Source organism: Streptomyces sp. Xyl84 (genome assembly GCF_059731885.1).
The window spans coordinates 2251328-2266538 of sequence record NZ_AP029182.1; the positions used below are offsets into that span (position 1 = coordinate 2251328).

Consider the following 15211-nt stretch of genomic DNA (forward strand, 5'->3'; position numbering starts at 1 on the left):
CTCCCACCTCGAATGAGCTAGCTGCGCTAGCGATGAGAGCGAGCTAACAGAGCATCGACAGGTTGGCTAGCACCGCTAGAATGAAAGGCATGACGATCCAGACGCGCCGGGAGCGCGAACGAGTGGAACGCGAGCGGCTGATCGTGACGGCCGCCCGGGAACTGGCCGAGGCGGAAGGCTGGGACGCGGTCACCACCCGGCGGCTGGCCGCCGAGATCGAGTACAGCCAGCCGGTCCTGTACAGCCACTTCAAGGGCAAGGACGCGATCATGGCGGCGGTCGCGGTCGAGGGCTGTGCGGAGATGGCCGCCGCCCTGCGGGCGGCGCGCACGGCGGCCGGGGGCACGCGCGAGGCGCTGACGGCGGTCAGCGAGACCTACACCGCCTTCGGGCGGCGGCGGCCCGCGCTCTACGACGCGATGTTCACGCACCTGGTGGACCTGCCGTTCGCCACGCCCGAGGCCCCCGCGGCCCTGCGCGAGGCCTTCGGCGAGCTGCTGGCAGCCGTCGAGCCGGTCGCGGCGCCGGGCGAGGACCCGGGGCACCTCACGGAGACGTTCTGGGCCGGTCTGCACGGGCTGGTGACCCTGATGCGCAGCGGACGGCTGCCGGAGCACACCCACGAACGCCGGCTGGCCCTGCTGATCGCCCACTTCGTGCCGCCCGGCACGCAGTGAGCCGCGCTGGGCCCGTCCACGCGACCTGGCGCCGCCTCGATTGGCCGGAACCGGCCTGAACCGAACTGCCCCGGCCTGGCCTGAATTGATGCGACCTGGCCAGAACCGGAGGGCGGCGAACTGACGAGATGTGACCTGATCCGACCTGAGCGCACCGCCCGGAACGCCTGAGCGCACCGCCCGGGACGGGAGGCAGCGCGCACCTTCAGCAGCAGTGCGGGCCTCTCAGCAGCGACGCGAGCCCCCGACGGCAACGCGCACCTTCAGCGGCACCGCGGGCCCTCAGCGGCAGCGCGGGCCCCGACGGCGCCGGACAGCGGCGCGCACCCTTCAGCCGCGGCGGGCAGGCGGGCCGGTACCTCGCGCGCCGCGCCGGCCCGGGGCCTGCTCGCCGTCCGCCCGGAGCCTCACTCGTCGCCGGCCGCGGCGGGCAGCGCCGCGGCGGGCCGCACCCAGCCGCGCGACCCGCGCGCCCGCAGCCACGCCGTCGTCTCGTCGGGCGGCATGGCGGCGGCGACCAGCCAGCCTTGTACGGCGTCGCAGCCCAGGTCGCGCAGCCGCTCCCAGGTCTCGTCGTCCTCGACGCCCTCCGCGACGACGAGCAGGCCCAGGGAGTGCGCGAGGTCGACGGTGCAGCGCACGATCTCCGCGTCCTCGGTGTCCACCGCGAGGCGGGCCACGAACGAACGGTCGATCTTCAGCTCGCTCACCGGCAGCCGCCGCAGGTGCACCAGCGAGGAGTAGCCGGTGCCGAAGTCGTCCAGCGACATCTTCACACCGTGCGCGGTCAGGCCGGCCAGCGTGTCGGCGGCCCGCTGCGGGTCCTCCAGGAGGACGTGCTCGGTGATCTCCAGCTGGAGGGCGCCCGCCGGGACGCCGTGCCGGGCCAGGCGGGCGGCCACCGAGCCGGCGAAGCCGGGGGTGTGCACGTCGCGCGGGGAGACGTTGACGGCGACCGGGACGAACAGGCCCTGGGCGCGCCACGCGGCGACCTGTCCGAGGGCGGTCTCCAGTACGTACTCCGTCAGGTGGGGCATCAGTCCGGAGGACTCGGCTATCGCTATGAACTCGTCCGGCGGGACCTTGCCGCGCTCGGGGTGCACCCAGCGCACCAGCGCCTCCAGGCCGGCGACCTGGCCGTCGAAGCGGACCTTGGGCTGGTAGTGCAGCCGGACCTCGTGGGCGTCCAGGGCCCGGCGCAGATCGCCGAGCAGCCCGAGCCGGTCGGGGGTGTTGGAGTCCCGCTTGGACTCGTAGGCCTCCACGCCCGTCCGGTCCCGCTTGGCCTGGTACATCGCCACGTCCGCCCGGCGCAGCATGCCTTCGGCGTCCAGGGCGTGGTCGGGAAAGACGGCGACCCCGGCGCTGGCCTCCAGGACGAGGGTGAGTCCGTCGAGGTCGAGCGGGGAGCTGAGGGTGGTGACCAGGCCGCGCGCGATGCGCGTCGCGGACGTCGTGGAGTCGGCGACGGGCAGTAAGACGGCGAACTCGTCGCCGCCGAGCCGGGCCGCCTCCGCGCCGCGCGGCAGGGCCTGCCGCAGCCGGTCGGCGATCTGGAGCAGCAGCCGGTCCCCGGCGAGGTGACCGAGGGTGTCGTTGACCGAGCGGAAACGGTCGAGGTCGATCAGCATCAGGGCGGCGCGGGCGCCGATGCGTTCGGCGTCGTCCAGGGCGGTCCAGATGCGCTCCAGGAGCCACTGCCGGTTGGGCAGCCCGGTCAGCGGGTCGCGCAGTTGTTCCTCGGCGCGGGCGCGGGCGATCCACAGCGTGGAGTCGAGGGCGATGAGCGGGATGGCGAACAGCGGCAGCAGCACCGGTGCGGCGACGGCGACGACGCAGACCAGCGGGGCGATCCCGAGCAGCGCCACCGCGACCAGGCCCTGCCGGACCAGCGCGGTGCGGGCGACGGTGGGCAGCGGGTCGGTGCGCGGGGAGTGCAGGTACCACAGCAGGACGCGGGTGACCGCGAGGTAGACGGCGGCGACCAGCACCACCTGGGGGGCGGTGTACGCGGTCCAGGTGCCCGGGTCCCAGGGCCGCTCCACGGTCGGTACCCGGCCGAAGGCGCCGAGGACCAGGGCGGCGGCGCCGATGCCGAGGATGTCGACCGCGCCGTGCAGCACGCCCGGGCGCCAGCGGTGCCGCCTGGCAATGCCGACCAGGACGACGACGGTGAGGCTGACCAGGCCGGCCGGGACCCAGCCGTAGAGCAGGAGCACGGCCAGGGTGAGGGCGGCGCCGGAGCCGGTGCCGCCCCACCAGCGGGCCCGGCCGAGCATGACCAGGTGGCCGACGATGACGCCGGTGAGCACGGCCAGCGACCAGCCGGCCGTACCGGAGGGGAAGAGGGCGTGCCCGGCGGAGAAGGCGCCGTAGAGACCGGCGCCGAGGGCGAGGGCGGCCACCGCGACGACCACCGTGGGCAGGGCCGGCCGGGCCGGGGGCCGCTCGGCCCCGGCGCCCGGCAGCGCGGAGACGCCCCGGCCGGGCGGGCCCGCGGGGACGTGGTCCTCCGCCACCGGGTACGACCGGGCGGCGCGGGCCGCGAGTCCCGCGCGCCCGGTGTGCCTGTCCGCGGCCGGACGCTCTGCCGCCCGCTCCCGGCCCCCTCGCCATGCGCCGGTCATCCGGCGCAGCCGTGAGTGCGGGGCGGCGCTCTCGGTCGGTTCCATTCCCGTCCCTCTCACTGCCGGCGGTGCCCACGCCACGCGGCCCGGTGCCCGACGTCCCCTGGGCACGGCCGCGCTGGAAAATCCTTCCACGTACTCGGCAGGAGCACGGGGACGCCCCGACCTACCCCAGCCGGGCACGGCGGGCGCACCCCTCAACAGTAGGCCGCGGAAGGCTTCCCCGGGCAGCGGTCGCCGACGGTTGCCCGAATGCGCCCCGGCCACCCGTATGCATCTGGTATGCGCCGAACGGGGGGCCTTCAACCGCTACTCGCCGGTCGGCAGGGCGACTTCGGCCGCCGCGTCCGGTCCCTGTTCCAGCAGTACCCCGAAACCCTCCTCGTTCAGGACCGGGACCTTCAGCTGCATCGCCTTGTCGTACTTCGAACCGGGGTTGTCCCCCACCACCACGAAGGCGGTCTTCTTGGAGACCGAACCGGTCACCTTCGCACCCCGGGTCTGCAGCGCCTCCTTGGCGCCGTCCCGGGTGAAGTGCTCCAGGGTGCCGGTGACCACGACCGTCAGGCCCTCCAGCGGACGCGGCCCCTGCTCCTCTCCCGAGGACCTGTCCTCCAACGGGACTCCGGCGGCCTTCCACTTGCGCACGATCTCGCGGTGCCACTCCTCGGCGAACCACTCCTTGACCGCGGCGGCGATGATCGGGCCGACCCCGTCGGTGCCGGCCAGTTCCTCCTCGGTGGCCTGGTCGATGCGGTCGACGGAACGGAACTCGCGCGCCAGTGCCTGGGCCGCGACCGGGCCGACGTGCCGGATGGAAAGCCCGTTCAGGAAACGGGCCAGCGGACGGTCCTTGGCCGCCTCGATGTTCCGCAGCAGCGCGAGGGTGTTCTTCTTCGGCTCGCCCTTCTGGTTGGCGAAGACCGTGACGACCTTCTCCTCGCCCGTCTTCGGGTCGCGCTTGGGCAGCCCGCTGTCCGGGTCGAGGACGTAGGCCTTGATGGGCAGCAGTTTCTCCACCGTCAGGTCGAACAGGTCGCCCTCGTCGGCCAGCGGCGGATCGGCCGGTTCCAGCGGGCGGGTGAGCGCGGCGGCGGCCACCGCGCCGAAGTGCTCGATGTCCAGGCACTCACGGCCCGCGAGGTAGGAGACCCGTTCGCGCAACTGGGCCGGGCAGGTGCGGGCGTTGGGGCAGCGGAGGTCGATGTCGCCCTCCTTCATGGCCCGCAGCGGCGTCCCGCACTCGGGGCACTCGGCGGGCATCACGAACTCCCGCTCGCTGCCGTCGCGCAGGTCGACGACCGGACCGAGGATCTCCGGGATGACGTCACCGGCCTTGCGCAGCACCACCGTGTCCCCGATGAGGACGCCCTTGGCCTTGACCACCTCCTGGTTGTGCAGGGTGGCGAACTCGACCTCGGAGCCGGCCACGGTGACCGGCTCCACCTGGGCGTACGGCGTGACCCGGCCGGTGCGGCCGACGCCCACCTTGATGTCGATGAGCCTGGTGTTGACCTCTTCGGGCGCGTACTTGTACGCGATCGCCCAGCGGGGCGCGCGGGCCGTGGAGCCGAGCCGGCCCTGGAGGCGGATCTCGTCGAGCTTGATGACGGCGCCGTCGATCTCGTGCGCCACGGAGTGCCGGTTCTCGCCGTAGTGGGCGATGAACTCCCGTACGCCCGCGAGGCCGTCGACCACCCTGTTGTGCGGGGAGGTGGGCAGGCCCCAGGTGTGCAGCAGCTCGTAGGCCTGGGAGAGGCGGGTGAGGCCCTCGTACCCCCGGAGGGCGCCGATGCCGTGGACCACCATGTGCAGCGGGCGGGTGGCGGTGACGCGCGGGTCCTTCTGGCGCAGCGAACCGGCCGCCGCGTTGCGCGGGTTGGCGAAGGGCTTGTCGCCGGCCGCGACCAGCCGGGCGTTCAGCTCCTCGAACTTGTCCATCGGGAAGTAGACCTCGCCGCGGATCTCCACGAGGTCGGGCACCTCGTCGCCGTGCAGCCGGTCGGGGATCTCGGCGATCGTGCGGACGTTGGGGGTGATGTCCTCGCCGGTGCGGCCGTCGCCGCGGGTGGCGGCGCGGGTGAGCCGGCCGTGCTCGTAGGTGAGGTTGACGGCGAGGCCGTCGACCTTCAGCTCGCACAGGAAGTGGTACTCCTGCTCGCCCAGTTCCCTGGCGATGCGGTCGGCCCAGGCGGCGAGGTCGTCGTCGTTGAACGTGTTGTCCAGGGAGAGCATCCGCTCGCGGTGCTCGACCGCGGTGAACTCCGTGGCGTACGAGCCGGCGACCTTCTGGGTCGGCGAGTCGGGCGTGCGCAGCTCCGGGTGCTTGTCCTCCAGTGCCTCCAGGGAGCGCAGCAGCCGGTCGAAGTCGGCGTCGCTGATGACAGGGGCATCCTTGACGTAGTACCGGAAGCGGTGCTCCTCGACCTGCTCCGCGAGCCGGGCGTGCTCCTCCCGCGCCTCGGCGGGCACCGCTGTTTCCGCTTGCTGCTTGTCGCCGGCCACCGTGTTGTCCTCCCGTTACTCTGGGTTGTCCGCGAGGGATCTCGCCGCCCGTACGCAGTGGGCGAGGGCCTGGCGTGCGTACGCGGGGGAAGCGCCCGCGAGTCCGCACGCCGGGGTGAGGGTGACCGACCGGGCGAGCAGCCCCGGTCGCAGCCCCAGCCTGCGCCACAGCGTTCTGACACCCATGACGCTACCGGCAGGGTCTGACAACGGGCCGTCCGTGGTGGGGACGACACCGGCGAAGAGGTGGGTGCCGCCTTCCACCGCCTCCCCGATCGCCTCGTCGTCACGCTCGGTGAGGAGCGAGAGGTCGAAGGAGACGCCGGCGGCGCCCGCCCGGCGCAGCAGCGCGAACGGCACGTCGGGCGCGCAGGAGTGGACGACGACGGGCCCGCCGGGGTGGACGGCGAGGACGTCCCGCAGGGTGGCCTCCACGGCCTGCCGGTCGACGGCACGGTGGGTGCGGTAGCCGCTGGCGGTCCGCACCTGCCCGCGCAGCACGGCGGTGAGGGACGGTTCGTCGAGCTGGAGGACGAGGCGGGCGCCGGGCACCCGCCTCCGGACCTCCGCGAGGTGCAGCCGCAGCCCCTCGGCGAGCGAGCCGGCGAGGTCCCGGCAGGCGCCGGCGTCGGACAGGGCGGCCTCGCCGTTCCTCAGCTCCAGGTTCGCGGCGAGCGTCCACGGCCCCACCGCCTGGACCTTCAGGGCGCCCTCGTGGCCCTGGGTGAACTCCTCCAGGGCGTCGAGGTCCTCGCCCAGCCAGGACCGCGCCCGTCTGGTGTCCCGTCCCGGCCGGTCGCCCAGGCGCCACCCGCTGGGCTCCACGCGCGCGTACATCTCGACGAGCATGCCCGCGGTACGCCCGATCATGTCGGCGCCCGGCCCGCGCGCGGGCAGTTCGGGCAGGTGGGGGAAGTCCTCGAAGGTCCCGGTGACGGTCTTGACGGCCTCGCGGGCGTCCCCGCCGGGCATCGACCCGAGCCCGGTGGCGCCACCGAAGCTGAACTGGCTGTTTTCGCTCACCGCAGCAGCGTACGGAACGGCCGGCCAGGGTCAGCGCCCCGGGCGCACCGTCAGGTCGTTCACCTCCGCGTCGCGGGGCAGGTCGAGGGCCATCAGGACGGTGGTCGCCACGGACTCGGGGTCGATCCACTTCCCGGGGTCGTACTCCTTGCCCTCCTGCCGGTGCACCTTGGCCTGCATGGGGCTCGCGGTGCGGCCCGGGTAGACGGAGGTGACGCGGACACCGTTCGGGTGCTCCTCCTGGCGCAGGGCGTCGGCGAGGGCCTTCAGGCCGTGCTTGGAGGCGGCGTAGGCCGACCAGTCGGCGTGCGCGCTCAGGCCCGCGCCCGAGTTGACGAAGACCACGTGGCCGCGTGCGGCGCGCAGCTGGGGCAGGAAGTGGCGGGTCAGCTCGGCGGGGGCGACCAGGTTGACGTTCAGCTGGTGGTGCCAGGACTTCGGCGTCAGCTCACCGACGGGGCCGAGGTCGACCACGCCCGCGACGTGCAGCAGGGAGTCGACCCGGTCGGGGAGCGTCTGGTGCGAGAACGCCCAGCTGAGCCGGTCCGGGTCGGCCAGGTCGCCGACCAGGGTGCGGGCGCCGGGGAACCCGGCGGCCAGTTCCTTGGCCCGGCCCGCGTCGCGCGCGTGCAGCACGAGGTCGTCCCCGCGCGCGTGCAGACGGCGGGCGACGGCCGCGCCGATGCCGGAACCGGCCCCGGTGATCACATGTGTAGCCATGCCCGCCATGCTCGCACCCGCCGGTCAGCGGGCGCCCGGCGACTCCTCCAGGTACGCGAGCGCGTCCGCGGGCTCCTCGGCGAAGAACACCAGCTCGGCCAGCGGCCGGGGCAGGAACCCCTCCTCCTCCATCCGGCGGAACTGCTCGCGCAGGCCGTCGTAGAAGCCCGCCGTGTTGAGCAGCACCACCGGCTTGTCCGTCCGGCCGTGCTTCTTCAGCTCCAGGATCTCGGTGGCCTCGTCGAGGGTGCCGGTGCCGCCCACCAGGATCACCACCGCGTCGGCCTTCTCCAGGAGCAGCTTCTTGCGTTCGGCGAGGTCGCCCGCGATCACCATCTCGTCGGCGCCGGGCCGGGCCTTGGCCGACAGGAAGTCGACCGACACGCCGATCAGCCGGCCGCCCGTCTCGTGCACGCCGTCCGCGACCACCTTCATCAGGCCGGTGTCCGAGCCGCCCCACACCAGGCTGTGCCCGCCCTTGCCGAGCAGCCGGGCGAAGTCCCGCGCGGGACGCGTGTAGCGGTCGTCGAGGTCGGCGGCGGAGAGGAAGACGCAGATGTTCATGCGCCCCACGGTACGCGGCCGGAGGGTTCTTCCCGCGCGCGGGAAGAAGCCCGCGCGCGCGAGCGCTGTCCCCGGTATGACCCAAGGACACACGATCACCGTCGAACAGGGCGACGAGCACGTGCGCGTGGTGCGCGGCGGCCAGGTCCTGGCCGAGAGCCACCGCCCCCTGGTGCTGCGCGAGACCGGCTGTCCCCCGCGCTACTACCTGCCCGCCGAGGACGTGCGCCTCGACCTGCTGACCCCCTCCGGCACGCACACCCACTGCCCCTTCAAGGGCGACGCCTCCTACTGGTCGCTGCCCGACGCCGCGGACCTCGCCTGGGCCTACCCGGACCCGAAGCCCGAGGTCGCGCGGATCAAGGACCACCTGTGCTTCTACGACGCCGAGGTGCTGTAGCCCGCTGAGCCGCCGACGCGGCGGTCTTGTGGCAGTCTTCGAAGCCATGGACAAGAAGACCCTCTCGCGTGACGGCACCCCGATCGCCTACCAGCGCACCGGCACGGGTCCGGTGGTCGTCCTGGTCAGCGGGGCGATGTCGACGGGTGCCACGGTCGCGCCGCTGGCGGCGGCGCTGTCGCGGCGGTTCTGTGCGGTCGTGTACGACCGGCGGGGCCGCGGCGAGAGCGGGGACACCGCGCCGTACGCGGTGGAGCGCGAGGTGGAGGACCTCGCGGCCGTGATCGACGCGGTGGGCGGCGACGCGGCGCTCTACGGCATCTCCTCGGGCGGTGCGCTGGCCCTGCGGGCGGCGGCGGCCGGGCTGCCGGTGCGGCGGGTCGCGGTGTACGAGCCGCCGTTCGACGTCCGGGAGGACCGTGCCGCGGACCACGCCCGGTACACCGAGGAGCTGGAGCGGGCGCTCGCGCAGGGCCGCCGCGGCGACGCGGTGGAGCTGTTCCTGCGCGTCACCGGACTGGCGGAGCAGATGATCGTGAACGCCCGCCAGTCCCCCATGTGGCCGGGCCTGGAGGCCGTCGCCCCCACCCTCGCCTACGACGACGCGGTCATGGGCGACGGCACGGTCCCGGGCGGCCTGCTGGCGGGCGTCACCGTGCCGCTCCTGGCCGTCGCGGGCGACGCGGGCCCGGTGTGGATGCGCGAGGCGGCCCGCCAGGTGGCCCTGGCCGCCCCCCAGGGCACGTACCGCGTCCTGGCGGGCCAGACCCACGCGGTGGAGCCGGAGGTGCTGGCGCCGGTGCTCGCGGAGTTCTACGGGGCGTAGGGGCTTTCGTCTTCCGTCCGGATCAGTGCCGGAGTCCGCGAGCCCGGCCTGAGCCGGACGGGAGGTTCCAGGGGCGCTCCGCGCTCACGCGGCGCCCGCCGTGGCCCGCCGGGTCGTCGCGATCGTCGCCGAGCCCACCACGCGCGTGCCGTCGTACAGCACGATCGCCTGTCCGGGGGCGACCCCGCGCACCGGCTCGGTGAACGTCACCTCCAGGGTGCCGTCGACCAGTTCGGCGCGCACCTCGCTCTCGCCGCCGTGGGCGCGGAGCTGGGCGGTGTAGGTGCCGGGGCCGGTGGGCGCGGTGCCGCACCAGCGGGGCCTGATCGCGGTGAGGGCGTCGACGTCGAGGGCGGCGGCCGGGCCGACCGTCACCGTGTTGGTCACCGGGGAGATGTCCAGGACGTAGCGCGGCTTGCCGTCGGGCGCCGGGGTGCCGATCCGCAGGCCCTTGCGCTGGCCGACGGTGAAGCCGTAGGCGCCCTCGTGGGTGCCGACGACCGCGCCGGACTCGTCGACGATGTCGCCCTCCGCCTTGCCCAGGCGGCGGGCCAGGAAGCCCTGGGTGTCGCCGTCCGCGATGAAGCAGATGTCGTGCGAGTCGGGCTTCTTGGCGACGGCCAGGCCCCGGCGCTCGGCCTCGGCGCGGATCTCGTCCTTGGTGGTGACGGTGTCGCCGAGCGGGAACAGCGCGTGCGCGAGCTGCCTCTCGTCGAGGACGCCCAGGACGTAGGACTGGTCCTTGGCCATGTCGGAGGCGCGGTGCAGCTCGCGGGTGCCGTCCTCGTGCTCGATCACCTTCGCGTAGTGGCCGGTGCACACCGCGTCGAAGCCGAGGGCGAGCGCCTTGTCCAGCAGCGCCGCGAACTTGATCTTCTCGTTGCAGCGCAGGCACGGGTTGGGGGTGCGGCCCGCCTCGTACTCGGCGACGAAGTCCTCGACGACGTCCTCGCGGAAGCGGTCGGCGAGGTCCCACACGTAGAAGGGGATGCCGATGACGTCCGCGGCGCGGCGGGCGTCGCGCGAGTCCTCGATGGTGCAGCAGCCCCGCGCGCCCGTGCGGAAGGACTGCGGGTTGGCGGAGAGCGCGAGGTGGACGCCGGTGACGTCGTGACCGGCTTCCGCGGCGCGGGCCGCGGCGACGGCGGAGTCCACCCCGCCGGACATGGCGGCGAGGACGCGGAGGGGGCGGGAGCGCTGCGAGGTGTCAGTCATAGCCCCTCCAGGGTACGGGGGTGCGGGAACCGGGTCCGCCGGATATGCGTTGGAGACCGTATGGGGGCGAAGAAGGCGGGGCCGGCCGGCGGGGCCGGTGGCTCGGGACGGTGGCCGGCGCGGCGGGCGGTGCTCGTGGGCGGGGCGGTGGCCGTCGCGGGCGGTGCGGTGCTGTGGCACGGCGGCCTGCGATCGCCGGGCGACCGCAGACCCCGGGTGGCCGGTGCGGTGGACTTCGCCGGGGCCCGCTGGGTGGCGGCCTCCCCGGCGAACTACCGGCGCGCGGACCGGCCCGACGACTACGCGGTGGACCGGGTGGTCGTCCATGTCACGCAGGGCAGCTACGCGAGCGCCGTGAAGGTGTTCCAGGACCCCGGGCACCAGGCCGCGGCGCACTACATCGTCGGCGCGGACGGCCGCGTGACGCAGATGATCCGCGAGCTGGACGTGGCCTTCCACGCGGGCAACCGCGAGTACAACGAGCGCAGTGTCGGCATAGAGCACGAGGGCTTCGTGGACAAGGCCTCCTCCTTCACCGACGCGATGTACGCCGCCTCGGCCCGGCTGACGGCCGGGATCTGCGGGCGGTACGGCATACCCGTCGACCGGGAGCACATCATCGGGCACGTGGAGGTGCCGGGCACCGACCACACGGACCCGGGGCCGTACTGGGACTGGGACCGTTACCTGCGGCTGGTGCGCCGCGCGCGGACCGCGCCGGCACCGAGCGCCTCACCCACCGCGCCGGCCTCACGGGCGGCGCGCGCCTGAGCCCGGCGCGCCCCGGCTTCCCGCGCCGCGCGTGCCGGGCCACCGCGCGGTGTCAGCTGAGCCCCGCCGCCCGTGCCCGCTCCACCGCCGGGCCGATGGCCTTGGCGACGGCGTCGACGTCGGCCTGCGTGGAGGTGTGGCCCAGGGAGAAGCGGAGGGTGCCGCGGGCCAGGTCGGGGTCGGTGCCGGTGGCGAGGAGGACGTGGCTGGGCTGGGCGACGCCCGCGGTGCAGGCCGAGCCGGTGGAGCACTCGATGCCCTGGGCGTCCAGCAGGAGCAGCAGCGAGTCGCCCTCGCAGCCGGGGAAGGTGAAGTGGGCGTTGGCCGGAAGGCGCCCGGCGGGCGCGGGGTCGCCGCCCAGGATCACGTCGGGGACCGCCGTGCGGACGGCGGTGATCAGCGCGTCGCGCAGCGCGCCGATCTCGCGGGCGAACCACTCGCGCCGCTCGGCGGCGAGCCGGCCGGCCACGGCGAAGGAGGCGATGGCGGGCACGTCCAGGGTGCCGGAGCGGACATGGCGTTCCTGGCCGCCGCCGTGCAGCACGGGTACGGGCGTGTGCTCGCGGCCGAGGAGGAGCGCGCCGATGCCGTAGGGGCCGCCGATCTTGTGTCCGGAGACGGTCATCGCGGCGAGGCCCGAGGCGGCGAAGTCGACGGGGACCTGGCCGAAGGCCTGGACCGCATCCGCGTGCAGCGGGACGCCGAACTCGGCGGCGACGGCGGCCAGTTCGGCCACCGGCAGCACCGTGCCGATCTCGTTGTTGGCCCACATCACCGTGGCGAGGGCGACGTCGCCGGGGTCGCGGGCGATGGCCTCGCGCAGGGCGTCGGGGTGGACGCGGCCGTGGGAGTCGACGGGCAGGTACTCGACGGTGGCGCCCTCGTGCTCGCCGAGCCAGTGCACGGCGTCGAGGACGGCGTGGTGCTCGACGGGGCTGGCCAGGATCCGGGTGCGGGCCGGGTCGGCGGCGCGGCGGGACCAGAACAGGCCCTTGACGGCGAGGTTGTCGGCCTCGGTGCCGCCGGAGGTGAAGACGACCTCGCTGGGGCGGGCGCCGAGTGCTTCGGCGAGGGCTTCGCGGGACTCCTCGACGGTGCGGCGGGCCCGGCGGCCGGATGCGTGGAGGGAGGAGGCGTTGCCGGTGACGCCCAGCGCGGCGGTCAGCGCCTCTGCCGCCTCCGGGAGCATGGGGGTGGTCGCGGCGTGGTCGAGGTAAGCCATGGTGAGGCTGATTCTACGGGTCGCCCGCCGGGGACCCCCGGCCAAGGTCGCGCCGGATCGCGGGGAACCCGCGGCACCCGGCCGGACCGGGCCCCGCGTCCGCGGCAGGGTCCGCGCGAGGTGCCCTGGGCCCTGTCGTCACATTCCCGCCTGCCTCGCGACGCCATGCACGCACTCTCGCCGCACCGGGCCCGGACCCGAGTACGTCCAGTACGAGGGTCAGGGCCCGGCACGCCGAGAGCACGCACCTGACGCCGCGAGGCCCGCCCTCCGGGCGGACGACGGGAATGTGACGACAGGGCCTAGAAGCTCCAGGACACCGTGTGGTCCACCTGCGTCAGGGCCACGAGGACGACGAGGTCGGCGATGCCCAGGGTGAGGCCGAGCAGGGCGCGGCCGCGCCGTCCGGTGCCGCGCCACAGGGCCACCGCCGCCAGGACGACGGCGATGGGGCCGAGGACGACGTTGAGGACCAGCAGGCCGAGCAGGCCGAGGATGAAGGACGCGACGGCCATGCCGTCGGCGTCACGCGTGACGGTGCGGCGCGTGGCCGGTGCGGTGAGCTGCATGACGGGTGGCTCCTGTGGTCGTACGGGACGGTCGGAGGGGGGCCGGGCGGGTCGGGCGGCGGTGCGGGGCCGGACGGACGGCGTGTCCGGCCGGCCCGACCGCACGTCGGGCCCGTGGGTCCGGGCGGCCCCACGAGGGCGCCGGGCGGCCCCGGCGGCGTCAGTGGGAGGTGCCGCGGCGGCGGGCGTGGCGCTCGCGGAGTGCGAAGACGGCGAGCCAGGCGGCGATCACGGCGGCCGCCACGGCGGTGAGGCCGAGCGGCACGTGGGCGACGGCGCCCAGGATCACACCGAGCAGCATCAGTGCGGCGACGAGGAACAGCATGGGAACGAGATCCCCCTTCGGCGCCGGCCGGTGTCCTTCCGGCGGGCGCTTGCGGTAACAGTTGTTCACTGACTACCCAGTCTAGCGTCGCCCATCGCTTGGAAATTCCGGAGAACAGTTGTTAACTGTATGGCATGAGTCACACGCCCGGCGTCCGGCAGGCCCAGAAGCAGAAGACCCGCCAGGCCCTGCTGGACGCGGCGCTGGCGCTGCTGGAGGAGCAGAGCCTGAGCAGCCTGGGGCTGCGCGAGGTCACACGCGCCGTCGGGGTGGCCCCGACCGCCTTCTACCGGCACTTCCGCTCCACCGCCGACCTCGGGGTGGCCCTGGTGGAGGAGGCGCTGGGCAGCCTGCACCCGATGATCAGGACCACCGTGACCGCCGCGGACGACAGCGAGGAACGCATCGCGCGCGCCGTCGGCCTGATCGCCCGTCATGTGGCCGAGTACCCGGCCCACGTCCGGTTCATCGCCCGGGAGCGGCACGGCGGGGTGCAGCCGGTGCGCGAGGCCATACGCGGGCAACTGGCGCGGTTCGCGCACGAGGTGAAGGCGGAACTGGCCAAGGACGCCCTGGCCGAGGGGTGGAGCGACGACGACCTGCTGATGCTCGCGCATCTGTACGTCGACCAGATGCTGATCACCGCCTCGCTCTTCCTGGAGGCGCCGGACTCCCCCGGGGAACGCGACCGGGTCACCCGGCTCGCGACCCGGCAGTTGCGCCTGATCAGCATCGGCCGCCGGCACTGGCGGGAGTGAGGCTCACGCCCCCTGCCCCGCGCCGCGCTCGTACAGCCCGGTGACCGAGGCGGCCGCGGCGAGCAGCTCCGCGCGCGCCTCGGGCGGCGCCACCACCTCCACCTGGTCGCAGAAGCCCAGCAGTTGCCGCACCGCCCGCACCGAGGCGTACGACAGCCGAGCGGTGACCCACTCGCCCTCCCCGCCCTCGTCGGGGTGCTCGGCCAGTGACGGGCCGTACAGGCGCAGGAACATGTCCAGGCGCTCGCGGCGCACCCGTACGGTGACGTCCAGGCCGCCGGGCCGCTCCTCCACCCGGCGGCGCAGCACCTCCCAGGCGTCGGCGAGTGCGACGCCCGGCCTGCGCCGCACCGGCTCGTCCAGGAGCCGGGCCGAGCGCACCCGGTCGGCCCGGAACAGCCGCGGCTCCCCGCGCCGGTCGGCGACCAGGTACCAGACGCCCGCCTTGGCGACCAGCCCGTAGGGGTCCACGGTGTACGTCCGCGGCTTCGCGTCGCCGCCGTGCCGGTAGCGCAGCCGCAGGCGGCGGTCGGTGAACACCGCGTCCTGGAGGACGCCCAGGTCGACCGCCCGGTGCGGACCGCTCCTCCAGCGGGTGGCGTCGACCAGGATCCGGCGGCTGACCTCCTCGGCGGCGGGCCGGTGCGGGGCCGGGAGCGCCGCCATCACCTTGCGCAGCGCCGAGCCGAGCGCCGAGTCCAGTCCGAGGGCCGCGTGCGCGCCCTGCGCGGCCAGCACGAACAGCGCGCGGGACTCGTCGGCGGTCAGGCCCGTGACGTCGGTACGGAAACCGGCGAGCAGTTCGATGCCGCCGTACCGGCCCCGTTCGGCGTAGACCGGGACACCGGCGGCCGAGAGCGACTCGACGTCGCGGTAGATGGTGCGCACCGACACCTCCAGCCGGCCGGCGAGTTCGTGCGCGGGCACCCGGCCCCGGGTCTGCAGGAGCAACAGGATCGACAGCAGGCGGTCGGACTTCACGGCCCCAGGGTCACGCCTCCGGGCCGGT

Annotated in this window: 15 protein-coding genes; 5 read left to right on the top strand and 10 right to left on the bottom strand. The window is 74.3% G+C overall.

Features of this window, described 5'->3' with window-relative positions:
• Positions 1-89: 89 nt before the first annotated feature.
• Positions 90-677 carry a TetR/AcrR family transcriptional regulator gene (locus AC6I72_RS09540; protein ID WP_498000398.1) on the top strand — a complete coding sequence of 196 codons (588 nt, stop codon included), beginning with the start codon at positions 90-92 and terminating at the stop codon, positions 675-677.
• A 407-nt stretch (positions 678-1084) separates the two neighbouring features.
• Here the strand turns inward: AC6I72_RS09540 and AC6I72_RS09545 are convergent, their stop codons facing one another.
• The 5 genes from AC6I72_RS09545 to AC6I72_RS09565 form a co-directional block, all read right to left on the bottom strand.
• On the bottom strand, positions 1085-3349 hold the full coding sequence (locus tag AC6I72_RS09545) for a putative bifunctional diguanylate cyclase/phosphodiesterase (RefSeq protein ID WP_498000399.1): 2265 nt from the start codon (positions 3347-3349) through the stop codon (positions 1085-1087).
• A gap of 264 nt (positions 3350-3613) precedes the next feature.
• Positions 3614-5809, bottom strand: a complete 2196-nt coding sequence (gene ligA, locus AC6I72_RS09550) for an NAD-dependent DNA ligase LigA (protein WP_498000400.1) — start codon at positions 5807-5809, stop codon at positions 3614-3616.
• Between the two features lie 15 nt (positions 5810-5824).
• Positions 5825-6832, bottom strand: a complete 1008-nt coding sequence (locus AC6I72_RS09555; RefSeq protein ID WP_498000401.1) for a methionine synthase — start codon at positions 6830-6832, stop codon at positions 5825-5827.
• 30 nt (positions 6833-6862) lie between these two features.
• Positions 6863-7561, bottom strand: coding sequence for an SDR family oxidoreductase (locus AC6I72_RS09560; RefSeq protein WP_498000402.1), 699 nt, complete (start codon positions 7559-7561; stop codon positions 6863-6865).
• Between the two features lie 15 nt (positions 7562-7576).
• Positions 7577-8116, bottom strand: coding sequence for an LOG family protein (locus tag AC6I72_RS09565; protein WP_498000403.1), 540 nt, complete (start codon positions 8114-8116; stop codon positions 7577-7579).
• Between the two features lie 76 nt (positions 8117-8192).
• On the opposite strand from AC6I72_RS09565, the gene AC6I72_RS09570 reads away from it, so the two are divergent.
• Entirely contained in the window at positions 8193-8516 is a 324-nt protein-coding gene (locus AC6I72_RS09570) for a DUF427 domain-containing protein (protein ID WP_037858106.1), read from the top strand.
• Positions 8517-8562: 46 nt separating this feature from the next.
• Complete coding sequence (locus AC6I72_RS09575; protein ID WP_498000404.1) at positions 8563-9342, top strand: alpha/beta fold hydrolase; 780 nt, start codon at positions 8563-8565, stop codon at positions 9340-9342.
• Between the two features lie 84 nt (positions 9343-9426).
• Here the strand turns inward: AC6I72_RS09575 and mnmA are convergent, their stop codons facing one another.
• Positions 9427-10557: a tRNA 2-thiouridine(34) synthase MnmA gene (mnmA, locus tag AC6I72_RS09580; protein ID WP_498000405.1), complete on the bottom strand. Its 1131-nt coding sequence runs from the start codon at positions 10555-10557 to the stop codon at positions 9427-9429.
• 60 nt (positions 10558-10617) lie between these two features.
• On the opposite strand from mnmA, the gene AC6I72_RS09585 reads away from it, so the two are divergent.
• On the top strand, positions 10618-11328 hold the full coding sequence (locus tag AC6I72_RS09585; RefSeq protein ID WP_498000406.1) for an N-acetylmuramoyl-L-alanine amidase: 711 nt from the start codon (positions 10618-10620) through the stop codon (positions 11326-11328).
• A 52-nt stretch (positions 11329-11380) separates the two neighbouring features.
• Here the strand turns inward: AC6I72_RS09585 and AC6I72_RS09590 are convergent, their stop codons facing one another.
• The 3 genes from AC6I72_RS09590 to AC6I72_RS09600 all read right to left on the bottom strand — a co-directional run bounded on the left by AC6I72_RS09590 (position 11381) and on the right by AC6I72_RS09600 (position 13444).
• Entirely contained in the window at positions 11381-12550 is a 1170-nt protein-coding gene (locus tag AC6I72_RS09590; protein WP_498000407.1) for a cysteine desulfurase family protein, read from the bottom strand.
• A gap of 302 nt (positions 12551-12852) precedes the next feature.
• Positions 12853-13119 carry a DUF4190 domain-containing protein gene (locus tag AC6I72_RS09595; RefSeq protein WP_498000408.1) on the bottom strand — a complete coding sequence of 89 codons (267 nt, stop codon included), beginning with the start codon at positions 13117-13119 and terminating at the stop codon, positions 12853-12855.
• Between the two features lie 160 nt (positions 13120-13279).
• Positions 13280-13444, bottom strand: coding sequence for a hypothetical protein (locus AC6I72_RS09600; protein ID WP_498000409.1), 165 nt, complete (start codon positions 13442-13444; stop codon positions 13280-13282).
• 134 nt (positions 13445-13578) lie between these two features.
• Between AC6I72_RS09600 and AC6I72_RS09605 the strand changes: the two genes are divergently transcribed.
• Entirely contained in the window at positions 13579-14202 is a 624-nt protein-coding gene (locus AC6I72_RS09605; protein WP_498000410.1) for a TetR family transcriptional regulator, read from the top strand.
• A 3-nt stretch (positions 14203-14205) separates the two neighbouring features.
• Here the strand turns inward: AC6I72_RS09605 and AC6I72_RS09610 are convergent, their stop codons facing one another.
• Positions 14206-15183 (bottom strand): helix-turn-helix transcriptional regulator, encoded by a 978-nt coding sequence (locus AC6I72_RS09610; RefSeq protein ID WP_498000411.1) that lies wholly within the window; start codon positions 15181-15183, stop codon positions 14206-14208.
• Between the last annotated feature and the right edge of the window lie 28 nt (positions 15184-15211).

Coding starts and splice junctions, on each gene's coding strand:
- AC6I72_RS09600 (WP_498000409.1), bottom strand. CDS start 13,444: ATGCTGTTCCTCGTCGCCGCACTGATGCTGCTCGGTGTGATCCTGGGC.
- mnmA (WP_498000405.1), bottom strand. CDS start 10,557: ATGACTGACACCTCGCAGCGCTCCCGCCCCCTCCGCGTCCTCGCCGCC.
- AC6I72_RS09565 (WP_498000403.1), bottom strand. CDS start 8,116: ATGAACATCTGCGTCTTCCTCTCCGCCGCCGACCTCGACGACCGCTAC.
- AC6I72_RS09575 (WP_498000404.1), top strand. CDS start 8,563: ATGGACAAGAAGACCCTCTCGCGTGACGGCACCCCGATCGCCTACCAG.
- AC6I72_RS09585 (WP_498000406.1), top strand. CDS start 10,618: ATGGGGGCGAAGAAGGCGGGGCCGGCCGGCGGGGCCGGTGGCTCGGGA.
- AC6I72_RS09560 (WP_498000402.1), bottom strand. CDS start 7,561: ATGGCGGGCATGGCTACACATGTGATCACCGGGGCCGGTTCCGGCATC.
- AC6I72_RS09605 (WP_498000410.1), top strand. CDS start 13,579: ATGAGTCACACGCCCGGCGTCCGGCAGGCCCAGAAGCAGAAGACCCGC.
- AC6I72_RS09595 (WP_498000408.1), bottom strand. CDS start 13,119: ATGCAGCTCACCGCACCGGCCACGCGCCGCACCGTCACGCGTGACGCC.
- AC6I72_RS09590 (WP_498000407.1), bottom strand. CDS start 12,550: ATGGCTTACCTCGACCACGCCGCGACCACCCCCATGCTCCCGGAGGCG.
- AC6I72_RS09540 (WP_498000398.1), top strand. CDS start 90: ATGACGATCCAGACGCGCCGGGAGCGCGAACGAGTGGAACGCGAGCGG.
- AC6I72_RS09570 (WP_037858106.1), top strand. CDS start 8,193: ATGACCCAAGGACACACGATCACCGTCGAACAGGGCGACGAGCACGTG.
- AC6I72_RS09545 (WP_498000399.1), bottom strand. CDS start 3,349: ATGGAACCGACCGAGAGCGCCGCCCCGCACTCACGGCTGCGCCGGATG.